This is a genomic window from Ideonella lacteola, assembly GCF_038066555.1.
In the GTDB taxonomy this organism is placed as follows: domain Bacteria; phylum Pseudomonadota; class Gammaproteobacteria; order Burkholderiales; family Burkholderiaceae_C; genus Ideonella; species Ideonella lacteola.
The window spans coordinates 16,891-31,814 of sequence record NZ_JBBUTG010000014.1 but is presented as its reverse complement, the minus strand read 5'-3'; the positions used below and the strand labels follow the sequence as shown (position 1 = coordinate 31,814).

Annotated in this window: 12 protein-coding genes; 9 read left to right on the top strand and 3 right to left on the bottom strand. The window is 66.9% G+C overall.

Going from position 1 to position 14,924, the window contains the following annotated elements:
* Positions 1 to 36 precede the first annotated feature (36 nt).
* Positions 37 to 1,926, top strand: coding sequence for an ATP-binding protein (locus AACH06_RS19835; protein WP_341427502.1), 1,890 nt, complete (start codon positions 37 to 39; stop codon positions 1,924 to 1,926).
* 22 nt (positions 1,927 to 1,948) lie between these two features.
* Here the strand turns inward: AACH06_RS19835 and AACH06_RS19830 are convergent, their stop codons facing one another.
* The 3 genes from AACH06_RS19830 to AACH06_RS19820 are packed head-to-tail and all read right to left on the bottom strand — an operon-like array spanning position 1,949 to position 4,849.
* Complete coding sequence (locus AACH06_RS19830; RefSeq protein WP_341427627.1) at positions 1,949 to 2,956, bottom strand: Gfo/Idh/MocA family oxidoreductase; 1,008 nt, start codon at positions 2,954 to 2,956, stop codon at positions 1,949 to 1,951.
* A 5-nt stretch (positions 2,957 to 2,961) separates the two neighbouring features.
* Positions 2,962 to 3,957 carry an inositol 2-dehydrogenase gene (gene iolG, locus AACH06_RS19825; protein ID WP_341427501.1) on the bottom strand — a complete coding sequence of 332 codons (996 nt, stop codon included), beginning with the start codon at positions 3,955 to 3,957 and terminating at the stop codon, positions 2,962 to 2,964.
* A 16-nt stretch (positions 3,958 to 3,973) separates the two neighbouring features.
* A complete protein-coding gene (locus AACH06_RS19820) occupies positions 3,974 to 4,849 on the bottom strand; it encodes a MurR/RpiR family transcriptional regulator (RefSeq protein WP_341427500.1) in 876 nt (291 codons plus the stop codon).
* A 143-nt stretch (positions 4,850 to 4,992) separates the two neighbouring features.
* Here AACH06_RS19820 and AACH06_RS19815 point away from each other — a divergent pair, with 143 nt between their 5' ends.
* The 8 genes from AACH06_RS19815 to AACH06_RS19780 all read left to right on the top strand — a co-directional run bounded on the left by AACH06_RS19815 (position 4,993) and on the right by AACH06_RS19780 (position 14,905).
* A complete protein-coding gene (locus AACH06_RS19815; protein ID WP_341427499.1) occupies positions 4,993 to 6,021 on the top strand; it encodes a sugar ABC transporter substrate-binding protein in 1,029 nt (342 codons plus the stop codon).
* Positions 6,022 to 6,123: 102 nt separating this feature from the next.
* Positions 6,124 to 7,275 carry an ABC transporter permease gene (locus AACH06_RS19810; protein ID WP_341427498.1) on the top strand — a complete coding sequence of 384 codons (1,152 nt, stop codon included), beginning with the start codon at positions 6,124 to 6,126 and terminating at the stop codon, positions 7,273 to 7,275.
* Positions 7,276 to 7,288: 13 nt separating this feature from the next.
* Positions 7,289 to 8,074 (top strand): ATP-binding cassette domain-containing protein, encoded by a 786-nt coding sequence (locus AACH06_RS19805; RefSeq protein WP_341427497.1) that lies wholly within the window; start codon positions 7,289 to 7,291, stop codon positions 8,072 to 8,074.
* Entirely contained in the window at positions 8,074 to 10,020 is a 1,947-nt protein-coding gene (locus tag AACH06_RS19800; protein WP_341427496.1) for a bifunctional 5-dehydro-2-deoxygluconokinase/5-dehydro-2-deoxyphosphogluconate aldolase, read from the top strand. Before AACH06_RS19805 ends, AACH06_RS19800 begins: the two co-directional genes overlap by 1 nt.
* Entirely contained in the window at positions 10,017 to 11,873 is a 1,857-nt protein-coding gene (iolD, locus tag AACH06_RS19795) for a 3D-(3,5/4)-trihydroxycyclohexane-1,2-dione acylhydrolase (decyclizing) (protein WP_341427495.1), read from the top strand. Before AACH06_RS19800 ends, iolD begins: the two co-directional genes overlap by 4 nt.
* A gap of 10 nt (positions 11,874 to 11,883) precedes the next feature.
* The gene (gene iolE / locus AACH06_RS19790) at positions 11,884 to 12,792 is read left to right on the top strand and encodes a myo-inosose-2 dehydratase (RefSeq protein WP_341427494.1); all 909 of its coding nucleotides are present in this window, start codon (positions 11,884 to 11,886) and stop codon (positions 12,790 to 12,792) included.
* Positions 12,789 to 13,601 (top strand): 5-deoxy-glucuronate isomerase, encoded by an 813-nt coding sequence (gene iolB / locus AACH06_RS19785; RefSeq protein ID WP_341427493.1) that lies wholly within the window; start codon positions 12,789 to 12,791, stop codon positions 13,599 to 13,601. The genes iolE and iolB overlap by 4 nt, the downstream gene beginning before the upstream one ends.
* A gap of 137 nt (positions 13,602 to 13,738) precedes the next feature.
* The gene (locus AACH06_RS19780; protein ID WP_341427492.1) at positions 13,739 to 14,905 is read left to right on the top strand and encodes a maltoporin; all 1,167 of its coding nucleotides are present in this window, start codon (positions 13,739 to 13,741) and stop codon (positions 14,903 to 14,905) included.
* The last annotated feature ends 19 nt before the right edge of the window (positions 14,906 to 14,924 follow it).

Here is a 14,924-nt window from a genome sequence, read left to right as displayed (position 1 = left end):
CGTACCATGGGCCAATAACCCCACTGCCGAGTCGACGTGGATCCGCCCGGAGAGACGCCCCCCTTCGAGTCCAGCTTCACGCTCGATGAAGCGATGCTGGGAGCACGCAAGGCCGAGAACGCGCGCCGGCTTTACACCGTGCAGATTCCGGCCGTCCGTGCCGTGGGCTTCGTCATCATCGCTTTGATGACGGTGGTGCAACACCTGCACCACCCTTCATTGCTGCCGCTGCTGCCGGCGATCGGCCTGATCGTCGGCAGCCTGTCGTATGCGGCCATGTCCTGGGCGTTGCTGCGATGGGGCTACCAGCGCATCGGCCAGCTCGACCTCAGCCACCTGCTGTTCCATCTGGATGTGCTGGTGTGGCTGCCGCACCTCTACTACTTCGAGCAGACGAACCTGTTCTTCGCCTACTTTCTGCTCGTGCGCGTGGCCGATCAGGTGGGCTTCGGCTTTCGCCGCGCGCTGTACTTCAACCACGTCATCTGTGCCGCTTACGCTGGCTATTCGGTCGTCATGCTGGCTCAAGGCGCCGTGGTGGCCGAGTGGAACGACCGGCTGGCCATCGTGGCCACGATGTACCTGATGGGGGCCTACCTGGCCGTCACTGGCCTGGTCATTGAGCGCCTGCGCGACAGGCTGCGCACGGCGGTGCATGCCGCGCGCAACCTGGTCGAACGGCTCGAGCACGAGACGCGAACGCTGGAGGTGCAGACGGTCGAGCTCGATCTGGCGCGGCGCCAGGCGGAGCAGGCCAGCCAGGCCAAGTCGCAGTTCCTGGCGGTGGTGAGCCACGAGATCCGCACGCCGATGAACGGCATTCTCGGCACGACCGAGCTGCTGCTCGGCTCGGGTCTGTCAGCAGACCAGCAGCGTTATGCCAAGACGGCGCACCGATCGGCGATGGTGCTGCTGGCGTTGATCGACGATGTGCTGGATCTGTCTCGCATCGAGGCGCGCAAGCTGGTGCTGCACCCGACGAGCGTGGATGTGCGCGCGTTGGCTCATGAAGCGGTCGATCTGATGCGTGTGGCAGCCCGCGACAAGCCCATCAAGCTGAGCTGCCTCGTGCCCGCCGACATTCCCCAGCATGTCGAATGCGACCCGATCCGGCTTCGGCAGTTGCTGGTGAACCTGCTGCACAACGCGGTGAAGTTCACCGAGCGGGGCAGTGTGTCGCTGGAAGTGAGCCGGCGGCCAGACGGCCCTGACGGTGTGGGCCTGCGCTTTGCGGTGCGTGACTCGGGTATCGGCATCGCCGAGGACCAGATCGACCTCGTGTTCGAGTCGTTCACCCAGGCCGACAACTCCAGCACCCGCCGCTACGGTGGCTCGGGCCTGGGCCTGGCGATCGTGAAGCACCTGGTGGAGCTGATGAACGGCCAGGTGGGTGTGGCCAGCCGGCCCGGTGAAGGTTCCACCTTCTGGTTCGACCTGGTGTTGCCGCTGGCGGCCGCGCCGGTGAAAGAAGGGGTGAACGAGGCCCAGGTTTCGACGACCACGTCGGCGTTCTCGGGCACCAAGGCCATCCGGGCGCGGGTGCTGCTGGCGGAGGACGACGCGGTGAATCAACTGGTGGTCGAGAACATGCTCGCCAAGCTGGGCTGCACCGTCGAGATCGTGGGCAATGGCGCGGCCGCCTGCGTGGCGGCAGAGAACGGACGCTTCGACCTCATCCTGATGGACTTGCACATGCCGGCGATGGACGGCTACGAGGCCACCCGCCGCATCCGTGAAGACGAAGCGCTGCGAGGGATGTACACGCCGATCGTGGCGGTGACGGCGGATGCGCTGGCAGGCGACCGGCAACGCTGCATCGATGCGGGGATGGACGACTTCGTCACCAAGCCGATCAGTGCCGCGCTGCTCGCCACCGTGGTGGAGCGCTGGACCGGCCACGGCACGCCGCCGCCCACGCGCTGGTGAGCGGCGGGCCCTGGGTGCGCGCTTAAACGGCCTCGGGCCATCCGCTGCGCAGCGAACGGGTGATCGCCGCGCCGATGCGAGTGGCCTCGGTCGCATCGGCCAGCGTCAAGGGGACGGACGGGCCGCCTGCACACGCGGCCACGAAGGCCTGCAACTCGCGTTCGAAGGCCTCGCTGAAGCGCTCGAAGAAATCGGCCACCGCGCGATGCCGAACGCCGTGGGCGTCGCTGAGCACCACCCGGTCTCGCGCTGCGCCGTGGCCCACCAGCAGCTTGCCCGCCGTCCCGATCACCTCGGTCTGGGTTTCGTGGCCATGCGCAAAGGTGCGCGAGGCGTAGAACACCGCGCGTGCGCCGCCTTCGAATTCAACAATGGCCAGGCCGTTGTCCACGTCGGCGTGCTGCGCCAGCCCTTCGTGCAGCGCGATGGTGCCGGTGGCGAAAGCGCGGATGGCGCGCGGTGAACCCAGCATCCAGCGTGCGAGGTCGATGTCGTGCACGCTGCAGTCCATGAAGAGGCCGCCAGAACTTTCGGCGAAACGCACGAAGAAGCCGCTCTCGTCGTTGAGATCACAGGTTTGCGATCGGACGAGGAATGGCTTGCCCACGCGGCCGCCTTTCACTTCTGCCATGGCATTCGCATAGCTGGGGTCGAATCGGCGCACGAAGCCCACCATGGCCACCCGATCGGCGTGGTGCTGCGCCACCGCCTGCACGCGTTCGCAGTCGGCCACGCTCAGCGCCAGAGGCTTCTCGACAAACACATGCTTGCCGGCTTCGAGTGCCGCGATCACCTGGTCGGCATGCAGTGCGGTGGGTGTGACGAGCACCACCGCGTCGATCTCGGGGTCGTGCACGAAAGCGTCGAAGCTCGCGTACAACCGCTCGATGCCGAAGTCGGCCTGCGCGGCTTGCAGCTCGGCTTCGACAGGGCTGCAGGCGCCCACGAGGTGCGCGCCACGGATGCGCCAGGCCAGGTTCTCGGCATGGCGGCGTCCGAGCCGGCCGAGGCCGGCGATGCCGATGCGCACCGGTTTCACAGCGAGACCGCCTGGCCACTCTGCCACGAGGCGGTCGCCGCGTCGGCCAGCTTCTGCGCGGCCACGCCATCAGCGATGGTGGTGCGGAAGGCGGCACCCGATTGCAGGCGATCGAAGAAGTGGGCCAGTTCGAGCCGGTAAGCCTCGCGGTAGCGCTGCAGGAAGAAGTGCTCCGGCAGGTCGCTCTTCACACCGTTGGCATCCCATTGCTGCACCTCGGTCGGCCGATGGTTGCCGCACGCGAGCAGGCCCGTGCTGCCCAGCACCTCGAAGCGCTGGTCGTAGCCGTAGGCGGCGCGCCTGGATGTGTTGATCTGGCACAGCCGGCCCTGACGCGTGCGCAGCGTGACCGCGGCGCTGTCGATGTCGCCGATCTCACCGATCGCCGGGTCGACCTGGCAGGACCCGGTGGCGCTGAGCCACACGGCCTCGTCGCCGTCGGCACCAAGAATCCATCGGAAGACATCGAAGTCGTGGATCAGCATGTCGCGGAAGATGCCGCCCGAGCCTTTGAGGTACTGCGCCGGCGGGGCCCCCGGGTCTCGGCTGGTGACGACCAGCATCTCGGCCCGGCCGATCTCGCCGCGCGCGAGCCGCTGTTGTGCCTCGCTGAAGGTGGGATCGAAGCGGCGTTGAAAACCGATCATGCAGGCGATGTTGGCTTCGGCCACCGCGCGGGCGCAGGCTTCGGCGCGTTGCACCGACAGGTCCACGGGCTTCTCGCAGAAGATGTGTTTGCGGGCCGCGGCGGCGCGTGTGATGAGGTCGCTATGGGTGTCGGTGGGCGAGGCGATGGCGACGACGTCGATCGAGGCATCGGCGAAGACCGCCTCCGGCGTCGACACCGCGGCGCCCAGCGACTGGGCGAGCCGGCTGGCGTTTTCCGCCACGGGGTCGCACACGGCGACGAGTTTGACGCCGGGCAGTGCGGCGAGGTTGTGGGCATGGATCTGGCCGATGCGGCCGGCGCCGAACAGCGCGACGTTCTTCATGGTGTCTCCAGGGGTGTCAGTGCGGGTCCGCCTGCTCGTGGGCAGGCCGGTACTTGAGTTCGAGCTGGTAGGCCAGCGCGATGAACAGGCTCTGTGCCAGGCACATGGTGTTGGTCAGAGCGCGGAAGCCAAAGGTGGATGCTTCGTGCACCACCAGCACGGCGGCCGCTTCGGCGGCCAGCGGCCCCATGCGGCTGTCGGTGATGGCGATGATGCGAGCCCCCCTCGCGGCGGCTTCGCGCGTCGCGTCGAGCGACTCTTCGGCGTAGGGCGCGAAGCTGGTGACGATCAGCACATCCCCGCGCTTCAGGCCGCGCAGTTGCCCGTCCTGCATGGCGCCCAGCCCATGCACCAGCTGGATCTGCTTGTCGGTGTGCTGCAGCGCGTAGGCCAGGTAGGCCGCCACCGGAAATGAGCGGCGAGAGCCCACGAGCCACACGGTCTGTGCTTCGGCCAGCAGGTTCACCGCGTCGGTGAAGGTCGAGCTGTGCAGGTCGCGCTGCAGCTCTTGCATGCCCGCGATGCTGCCGCCGATGAACTCGTGGGCGATGTCGGCCGCGGCCAGCGGGCCTTGCGCGTGTTCGATCACGTCGCGGATGCGGGCCTGGTAGTTGCGGCCTGGCGCCAGTTGCTGGCGGATGCCGTCGCGAAACAGCTTCTGCATCTCGCTGTAGCCCGAGAAGCCGAAATGCTTGGCGAATCGGATGACGGCCGAGGGCTGCACACCGCAACGCTCGGCCACGTCCTGGATGCGTTCGAGGCCGAGCTGGTCTTGGTGTTTCTCGACATAGCGAGCGATCAGCTTCAGCTGCTTGGACAGGCTGTCGTACTCGGCGCCCATCCGCGCGAGGAATTCATCGGCAGCGGTGGCCACGGGATCTTCGTCTTTCATCGTGGACGGCATCTTATAGAAAACAGAAAAAAAATTCCACACGTTTGTACTAAGGAAATTTCATTTCCATCGTTCCTAGAATGAGTTCCACAGGCCGGCGCTGTCTGCCGCCTGCGCAACGATCACGACGACAGGAGACGACGATGACCTTCGAGACCAAGCGTGCACTGCTGAAGACCCTGGCGCTCGCTGCGCTGCTGGCCGCCGGTTCGGCCCAGGCGGCCGGACGCTACGTGCTGATCAGCCACGCGCCAGATTCCGACGCGTGGTGGAACACGATCAAGAACTCGATCAAGCAAGCTGGCGAAGACTTCGGCGTGCAGGTCGACTACCGCAACCCGCCCACCGGTGATCTGGCCGACATGGCTCGCCTGATCGAGCAGGCGGCCGCGGCGGGCTACGACGGCGTGATCACGACGATCGCCGACTTCAACGTGCTCGAAGGCGCCATCAAGAAGGTCACCGACAAGAAGATCCCGCTGATCACCATCAACTCGGGCACCACGGTGCAAAGCGAAAAGCTCGGCGCGCTGATGCACGTGGGGCAGCCTGAATACGAGGCCGGGCGGGGCGCCGGCTACAAGGCGCAGGCCGCGGGCGTGAAGACCTTCCTGTGTGTCAATCACTACGCCACCAACCCGGCCTCGTTCGAACGCTGCCGCGGCTTTGCCGAGATCATCGGCGCCGACTACAAGGCTTCGACGCTCGACGCGGGCGACGATCCGAACGGCATCGAGGCCAAGGTCTCGGCCTATCTGCGCCAGCACCCGAAGACCGACGCCGTGCTCGCCCTCGGCCCCACGTCGGCGGCGCCCGCCCTGAAGGCACTCGACAAGGCCGGCCTCAAAGGCAAGGTCTACATGGCCAGCTTCGACATGTCCGACGAGATTTCCAAAGGCATCAAGGACGGCTCGGTCAAGTTCGCCATCGACCAGCAGCCGTATCTGCAAGGCTACATCCCGGTGGCGGTGCTCGCCACGATGAAGCAGCTGAACACCACCGATCGCGCGGCAGTGGCCGAAGCCGTCAAGAACAACCCGAAGACCAAGGCTCGCTTTGACGAATACGGCCTGGCGCCGGTCTACGGCAAGCGGCACATCCTGTCGGGGCCAGGCTTTGTCATGCAAGACAACATCGCCAAGGTCGAGAAGTACGCGGGTCAGTACCGCTGACGAGGTCGGCAGCGCCGCGCATGCTGCGTGGGCGCTGCCGACACATCCTGCCTTGCCATGCAACCTCCACTCGACGCCGCCCGGCGGGCGGATCCCCCTGATATGAGTGCCGTTCCCCTCACTTCTCCCGTGGCCGCCGCGGCCGCGGCCCCCGACGAGCGCATGCGCCGCGTCAGCGGCTGGCGCGCGGTGCTGGGGCGCCCCGAGTTCGGCTCGCTCTCCGGTGCCGTGCTGGTCTTTGTGTTGTTTGGCCTGACGGCCGGCGGCTCAGGCATGTTCAGCCTTGAAGGCGTGGTGAACTGGGCCACCGTGGCCGCCTTTCTCGGCGTGATCGCCGTCGGCGCGGCCCTGCTGATGATCGGCGGCGAGTTTGATCTGTCGATCGGCTCGATGATCGGATTCGCCGGGATGATGCTGGCCATCCCGGCGCTGTACTGGGGCTGGCCGCTGTGGGCGTCGGCCACTTTCGCCTTCGCGCTCAGCATGGCGCTGGGGGCGCTCAATGGCTACCTGGTGGTGAAGACCGGCCTGCCAAGCTTCATCGTCACGCTGGCCTTCTACTTCATCCTGCGCGGCCTGTCGCTGGCGGTCTCGATCATGCTGACCGGCAAGACGATTCTCAGTGCGAACGAAGGCCAGTCGCTGCGTGAGCTGGCCCAGGTGGATGCACTGTTCGCCATGCTGTTCAGCGGCCATGTCGGCGAGGGCTTGTTCAACCAGATGGCGGCGTGGGGCTGGGTGGCGGCACGCGACGATGGCACCGCCTTGGCCATCGGCATCCCGAAGGTCATCGTCTGGTGGCTGGCGCTGACGTTGCTGGGGGCCATCACGCTGGCGCGCTGCCGCTTCGGCAATTGGGTGCTCGCCGTGGGCGGCGACGCCAATGCCGCCAAGAACTGCGGCATCCCCGTGGCGCGCGTGAAGATCACTCTCTTCGTGCTGATGGCCGCGTGCTCCACCTTGTTTGCCGTGCTGCAGGTGGCTGATGCCGGCTCGGCGGCGGCCGACCGTGGCCTGCAGAAAGAATTCGAAGCCATCATCGCCGCGGTGATCGGGGGCTGCCTGCTGACCGGTGGCTACGGCTCGGTCATCGGGGCCTCCCTGGGCGCGCTGATCTTCGGTGTGGTGCAGATCGGCATCGGCTACACCAGCATCGACAACAACTGGTACCGCGTGTTCCTGGGCGGGATGCTGCTGGCGGCGGTGCTGTTCAACAACTACATCCGGCGCCGTGTCGCGCTGGGTCGACGCTGAGAGGGCCGCGAACGTGAGCGACTTCATTCTTCAGCTCGAGAACATCAGCAAGTTCTTCGGCCCGGTCATCGCGCTCAATGGCGTGACGCTGCGCTTGAAGAAGGGCGAGGTGCATTGCCTGCTCGGTGACAACGGCGCCGGCAAGTCCACGTTGATCAAGACGCTGGCTGGCGTGCATCGGCCTGACAAGGGGCAGTACCTGGTCGATGGTGATCCGGTTGCATTCGGCTCGCCGCGAGAGGCGCTCGATCGCGGCATCGCCACCGTCTACCAGGACCTGGCTCTGGTGCCCATGATGAGCGTGGCACGCAACTTCTTCATGGGCCGCGAACCGGTTCGCAAGCTGTTCGGCGTGCTGCCGGTCATGGACCACGCGCTGGCCGCGCGAACCGCCGCCGAGCGTCTGGCCGAGATGGGCATCAAGGTGCGCGATGCCGACCAGATCATCGGCACGATGTCTGGCGGCGAGAAGCAATGCCTGGCGATCGCGCGGGCGATTCACTTCGGAGCCCGGGTGCTGATCCTGGACGAACCCACCGCCGCGCTCGGCGTGAAGCAAAGCGTCAATGTGCTCAAGCTGATCAACAAGGCGCGCGAACGCGGCATCTCGGTGATCTTCATCACCCACAACGTGAACCACGCCTACCCGATTGGCGACAGCTTCACGCTGTTGAACCGCGGCCAATCGCTGGGCACCTATGCCAAGCAGGATGTGGCCAAGAACGAAGTGCTGGACATGATGGCCGGAGGAGACGAGATGCACACACTCATGCAGGAACTCGAAGGGGTGACGATCTGATGGCGTCGGCGTTGAACTTTCCCGGCCCACGCCGCTTCGATCTGGCCTGCCTGGGCCGGCTGGCGGTGGACCTGTATGCCCAGCAGGTGGGCTGCTCGCTGGAGGACGCGAGCAGCTTCGCCAAATACCTGGGGGGCAGCTCGGCCAACATCGCCTTCGGCGCCGCCCGCCTGGGGCTGCGCTCCGCGATGATCTCGCGCGTCGGCGACGAGCAGATGGGCCGCTTCCTGACACGTACATTGCAGCGTGAAGGCTGCGACACGAGCATGGTGCAGGTCGACCCCCAGCGCCTGACCGCGCTGGTGCTGCTGGGCCTGAAAGACCGCGATACCTTCCCGCTGTTGTTCTACCGCGAGAACTGCGCAGACATGGCGCTCGATGCCTCGCTGATCCGCGAAGACTTCATCGCGGACTGCCGGGCCCTGCTGATCACCGGCACCCACCTGTCCACGCCGACGGTGCGGGAGGCTTCGCTGACCGCCCTGGGGTACGCGCGCCGGCATGGCACGGTGCGGGTGCTCGACATCGACTACCGCCCGGTGCTGTGGGGATTGACGGGTCGCGGTGAGGGCGAGAAGCGCTTCGTGGCCGATGCCAGTGTCACCGCGCAGTTGCAGAAGCTGTTGCCCGAGTTCGATCTGCTGATTGGCACCGAAGAAGAGTTTCTCATCGCGGGGGGCGTGCCGGGTGATCTGATCGCCTCGCTGAAGCTGGTGCGGGGTGTGACGTCCGCGGCGTTGGTGGTCAAGCGTGGCGCCGCCGGTTGCAGCTTCATTCCTGACGAGGTGCCCGAGCGGATCGACGATGCGCTCACCGTGGCCGGTGAGCGGGTGGAGGTGCTCAACGTGCTGGGCGCCGGGGATGCCTTTGCCGCCGGACTGCTGACCGGCCTGCTGCAGGGGGAGGGCTTCGAGCAGGCGGCGCGTTGGGCCAACGCCTGCGGTGCCATCGTCGTCTCCCGCCACGCCTGCGCGCCGGCCATGCCCACGCGGCAGGAGTTGACGCACTGGTTCAGCGGTGCGCGCTCGCCGCGGGTTGACGCCGATACCCGTCTGGCCCATCTGCACCGCACCACCGTGCCGCGCACGCCGTGGAATGAGTTGTGCGTGATGGCGTTCGACCACCGCAGCCAGTTCTACGATCTGGCGCGTCAGGCGGGGGCCGACGAAGCGCGGCTGCCCCAGCTCAAGCAACGTCTGGTTCAAGTGGTCGAGCGCGTCGAGAGCGAACGCGGGCTGCATGGCCGGCTGGGCGTGTTGATCGATGGCACCTATGGCGAAGATGCGCTGCACCGCGCGACAGGCCGTGGCTGGTGGGTCGGCCGCCCCGTCGAGCTGCCGGGTTCACGCCCGCTGCGCTTCGACCAAGGGCCTTCGATCGCATCGCAATTGCTGCACTGGCCGGCCGAACACACCGTGAAATGCCTGCTGCACTACCAGCCCGACGATGCCTCACCGCTGCGGCTCGAGCAGGAAATGCAGCTGCGCCACCTGTGGGAGGCGACGCGGGCCAGCGGCCATGAGCTGCTGTTGGAGGTGATCCCCCCGCGCGACACGCCGAACGCCGACGAGGCCGTCTTGCGCGCGATCAAACGCTTCTACAACCTGGGCTTCAAGCCCGAGTGGTGGAAGCTGGCACCGATGGCCGCAGCGTCATGGGATGCGCTGCAGGCCATGATCGACGAGCGCGACCCGCAGTGTCGCGGCGCAGTGATCCTGGGGCTGAACCAGCCCGCGGCGGAGCTGGCACGCGGCTTTGCCGAGGCGCGCAGCCCGGTGGTCAAGGGTTTCATGGTGGGCCGCACGCTGTGGGCTGACGCGAGCCTGCGTTGGTTGAAGGGCCAGCTGGACGATGCCGGCTTGATCGACGACGTGGCGGCCAATTTCGGCTCCCTGGTCGACGCCTGGCGAGCCAGCCGCGCGGGCCATGCGGGGGAAGCACGATGAAGACGGTGCGCTTGACGATGGCGCAGGCGCTGGTGCGGCATCTGGCCGCCCTGCGCATCGAAGAGGAAGACGGATCGTTGCACGCCTACTTCGGCGGTGTCTGGTCGATCTTCGGCCATGGCAATGTCGCAGGGCTGGGTGAAGCCTTGTATGCCGAGCGTCAGGTGCTGCCGACCTATCGGGCGCACAACGAACAAGGCATGGCGCATGCGGCCATCGCCTATGCCAAGGCGCGCATGCGTCGCCGGGCGATGGCGGTCACCACGTCCATCGGGCCCGGCGCTACCAACCTGGTCACGGCTGCCGCACTGGCCCATGTGAATCGGCTGCCCGTGCTGCTGTTGCCCGGCGACGTGTTCGCCTCGCGCGCGCCCGACCCGGTGCTGCAACAGCTGGAAGACTTCCAGGCGGGCGATCTCAGTGTGAACGACGCGTTCCGCCCCGTCGTCCGCTACTTCGATCGCCTCACACGGCCCGAGCAGATCCTGACGGCGCTGCCGCGCGCCCTCCAGGTGATGACCGACCCCGCGCTGTGCGGCCCCGTCTGCCTGGCCCTGCCGCAGGATGTCCAGACGATGGCCTTCGACTGCCCTGAGAGCTTCCTCGCACCGCCGCCGGTCCACATCCGGCGGCCAGGCCCGGATGCCCACGAGCTGGCGCGGGCCGCCGCGATGCTGCGCGGTGCCAGGCGGCCGCTGATCGTGGCAGGTGGTGGTGTTCTCTACGCGCAGGCCGATTCATTGCTGCAACGCTTTGCCGAGGCGCACCGGGTGCCGGTGGTTGAGACGCAGGCGGGCAAGGGCTCGCTGGCCTGGGATCACCCGCTGTATGCCGGCGCTCTCGGTGTCACTGGTTCGCCTGCTGCCAACGCACTGGCGCGCGAGGCCGACGTGGTGCTGGCGATCGGCACGCGGCTGCAGGACTTCAGCACCGGGTCGCGGTCCTTGTTCGGGCAGGCCCAGGTGCTGGGCCTGAATGTGCAGGCGCTGGATGCACAGAAGTGGCACGGCACGCCGTTGGTCGCCGACGCGCGCGTGGCGCTTGGACAGATGCAGCCGCTGGTCGAGGGCTGGCGATCCGACCCCGGCTGGAGCCAGCGGGCGGTGATGCTGAGTGATGGCTGGCGCGAACGTGTCACTGAACTCACCACCGCCGTTCCCGCAGACGCGCTGCCCTACGACGCTGAAGTGATCGGGGCGGTGCGGGATTCGGCAGCCGATTCACCGCGTGGTGACATCGTCGTGTGTGCCGCCGGCACCTTGCCTGCCGAGCTGCACAAGCTCTGGCGCGTGGCTTCGCCTGGCGGGTATCACGTCGAGTACGGCTATTCGTGCATGGGCTACGAAATCGCCGGAGGGCTGGGCGTGAAGATGGCCTGCCCCGATCAAGAGGTCATCGTGATGGTGGGCGATGGCTCCTACATGATGATGAACTCGGAGATCGCGACCTCGGTGATGCTGGGCCGCAAGCTGATCGTCGTGGTGCTGGACAACCGCGGCTTCGGCTGCATTCACCGCTTGCAGCGCGCGACCGGCGGCGCCCGCTTCAACAACCTGCTCGACGACTGCGTGCCCGAAGGCGGCGAGGTGCCGCGCATCGACTTTGCCGCCCACGCGCGGTCGATGGGGGCTGACGCGGTGCACGCAGCCAGCCTCGACGAACTCAAGGCCGCCATGGCCGCCGCGCGCGCGGCGACACGCACCCAGGTCATCGTCATCGACACCACCGCCGAGCGAACCACCGCGGAAGGCGGCTGCTGGTGGGAGGTGGCGGTGCCCGAGGTTTCAACCCGCCACGACGTGAACGACGCCCGTGCGGCCTATCTGGCCGCCAAGCAACATCAACGCCCCTGAAACACCCGACATGGCCAAACCCTGGAACGTACGCATCGGCATCAATCCGATCTCCTGGAGCAACGACGACCTGCCCGCACTCGGCGGCGAAACCCCGCTCGAAACGGCTTTGCGAGAGGGCGCCGAGATCGGCTATGAAGGCTTCGAGCTCGGCAACAAGTTTCCGAAGGATCCTCAGGCGCTGAAGGCCAAGCTGGCCGAGTTCGGCGTGGCCTGTGTGTCTGGCTGGTATTCGGGCCAGCTGGCTGAAGGCACGGTGGACAACGAGATCGAACGCTGCGTGGCGCACATGGCCAAGCTGCAGGCCCAAGGCTGCGGCGTGGTGGTCTATGGCGAAGTGGCCGGCTCGATCCAGGGCCAGATCGACACGCCGCTGGGCAAGCGGCCTCGCTTCACCACGGAAGACCAGTGGCAGCGCTACGGCCAGCGGCTCAACGCCTTCGCCGAGCATCTGCAGCTGACATACGGGCTCACGCTGGCCTACCACCACCACATGGGGGCGTATGTGGAATCGCCCGACGATGTGGATCGGCTGATGTCGGTCACTGGCCCGGCGGTGGGCTTGCTGTTCGACACGGGCCATGCCTACTACGGCGGGGCGATGGATCCGCTGCCGTTGCTGAAGCGGCACCTGCATCGGGTGGTCCACGTGCATTGCAAGGATGTGCGGCCGGCGGTGGTGGCGCAGGCGCGCAATGATGGTTGGTCGTTCCTCCGGGGTGTGATCAACGGCACCTTCACCGTGCCAGGCGACGGCGTGATCGACTTCGGCGCGGTGCTGGCCGCACTGCACGCGGGGGGCTACGAGGGCTGGCTGGTGGTGGAAGCCGAGCAGGACCCGGCGGTCGCCCCCAGCTACGCCTATGCGAAGAAGGGCTACGAGACCCTGAAGCGCATCGTGGAGGGGTGTTCGCCATGAGTCCCTTGCTCGTGAAGGCGCGCCGAGATGGCCGCGAGATTGTCCAGGTGACGCCGCAGAGCGCCGGCTGGACGCACGTGGGCTTTCGGGCGCTGCGCCTGCGTGCGGGCGATCAAGAGATGCTGTCGACGGGCGACCGCGAGTTGTGCGTGGTGGTGCTGGCCGGCCGCGCCAGCATGGAGGCTGGCGATCAGCGCTTTGACGGGCTGGGCTCGCGCCAGAGCGTCTTCGATGACGCACCGCCGGTGGCGCTGTATGTGCCGAAGCACACGGCATTGAAGATCAGTGCCGACAGCGATGCCGAGCTGGCTCTGTGCACTGCGCCGGCCGATGACCAGCCGCGTGAGGTGACGCTGCTGCCCGCCGAGGGCATGAAGCGGTCCGTGCGCGGTCAGGGCAGCAACACGCGCTACGTGTGCGACATCCTGCCCCACACTCATCCGGCAGCCGCTCACCTGCTGGTGGTGGAGGTGCGAACGCCGGCGGGGCATTCTTCCAGCTACCCGCCGCACAAGCACGACACCGAGGCACTGCCGGCCGAGACGCAACTCGAAGAGACCTACTACCACCGCATTCATCCACCCCAGGGTTTTGCGTTTCAACGCGTGTACACCGACGACCGCACGCTGGACGAGGCCATGGCAGTCGAAGACCACGACGTGGTGCTGGTGCCGCGGGGCTACCACCCGGTGGTCGCGCCGCACGGCTATGACCTGTACTACCTGAACGTGATGGGCGGGCCGGGGCGCCATTGGGTCTTCCGCAACGACCCGGCGCACGAGTGGATGCTGGCACCCACGCCGACCTGATCACCGGGCGCCCGCCGATGGCACGGCGCCCCCATTTCCCCGAGCGCTTTCTTCCGTCGTGAGTTCCCAGGAGGGAACGCGCGTGGCCGCGTGCGCCCACGACGTGCTCAACCTCGGCCAACTTGAGGAGACACCTGATGACCATGATCAGAACCACCACGATGGCAGCCCTGCTGCTCACGGCTGCCCAGGCACAGGCCCTGGACTGGAGCGGCTACTTCCGCGCCGGGCCTGGGGCCACCAGTGAGAAGGGCGTCTCGCGAGCCTGCTACGGCCTGCCGGGGCCGGGCCTGAAGTACCGCTTGGGCAACGAGTGCGACATCTACGGCGAATTCACGCTGGGTCACGACGTGAAGGTCGAGGGCATCGACGTTCGCGGCGTGCTGATGACCAACTTCTACAACCCGGCCACGGATTCAGGCGACGCCGACCTCGGCATCGAGCAGATGTTTGCCGAGATCAAGGGGGTGGACATCTCGCCGACCACCGTCTTCTGGATCGGCAAGGAGCGCGGACGGCGCGGCGATGTGCACATCGTCGACACCTTCTTCACCGAGATGAAGGGCGTCGGCGCGGGCGCGAAGCAGATCGGCCTCGGCCCGGGCAAGCTCGGCGTGGCTTACTACAAGACCGACGGCGACGAGGTGAATGCGGGCCACCGCTTGAACGCCGAGTTCTATGACTGGGCTGTCAACCGAGGCGGCAAGCTCAGCCTCGTCGGTACCCTCACCAAGGCGACGGAAGGGGCGAAGGGGGGCGCACTGTCGGTGCGTCACGTGCAAGAGGGGGTCCTCGGCGGCGAGAACAGCGCGTGGTTGCAGTACGCGCAAGGCACCGCCGCCTTGAACAGCAATTTCGGCGACCTGCTGGCGGACCGCCGCACCAAGGCCTGGCGGCTGGTCGAGAGCTTGCACTGGCAGCAGGGTCCGTTCGGTGGGCAGGCTCTGGCGCTGTGGTCGCAGCAGCAGGCGCCGGATGCCGTGACCGGAGACAGCCGGAAGACGACGCTGCTCTCGCTGGGCGGCCGGATGTCTTATGCGGTGACCCAGAATTTCAAGCTGCTGGGTGAACTGGGGCTCTCGCAGGTCAAGCCCGAGGGGCAGAGCGCCCAGAAGCTGACCAAGTTCACGTTTGCGCCGACGCTGGCCACCGGGCCGGGCTTCTGGAACCGGCCGGAGCTGCGGCTGTATGTCACGCACGCAAAGTGGAGCGGCGTGAGTGGCGCCGTGGTCACCGGCGAGAGTGCTTTCGACGGCAAGGAATCAGGCACCAGCTACGGCGCGCAGGTCGAGATCTGGTTCTGAGTGCGCTCCGGTCGATCGT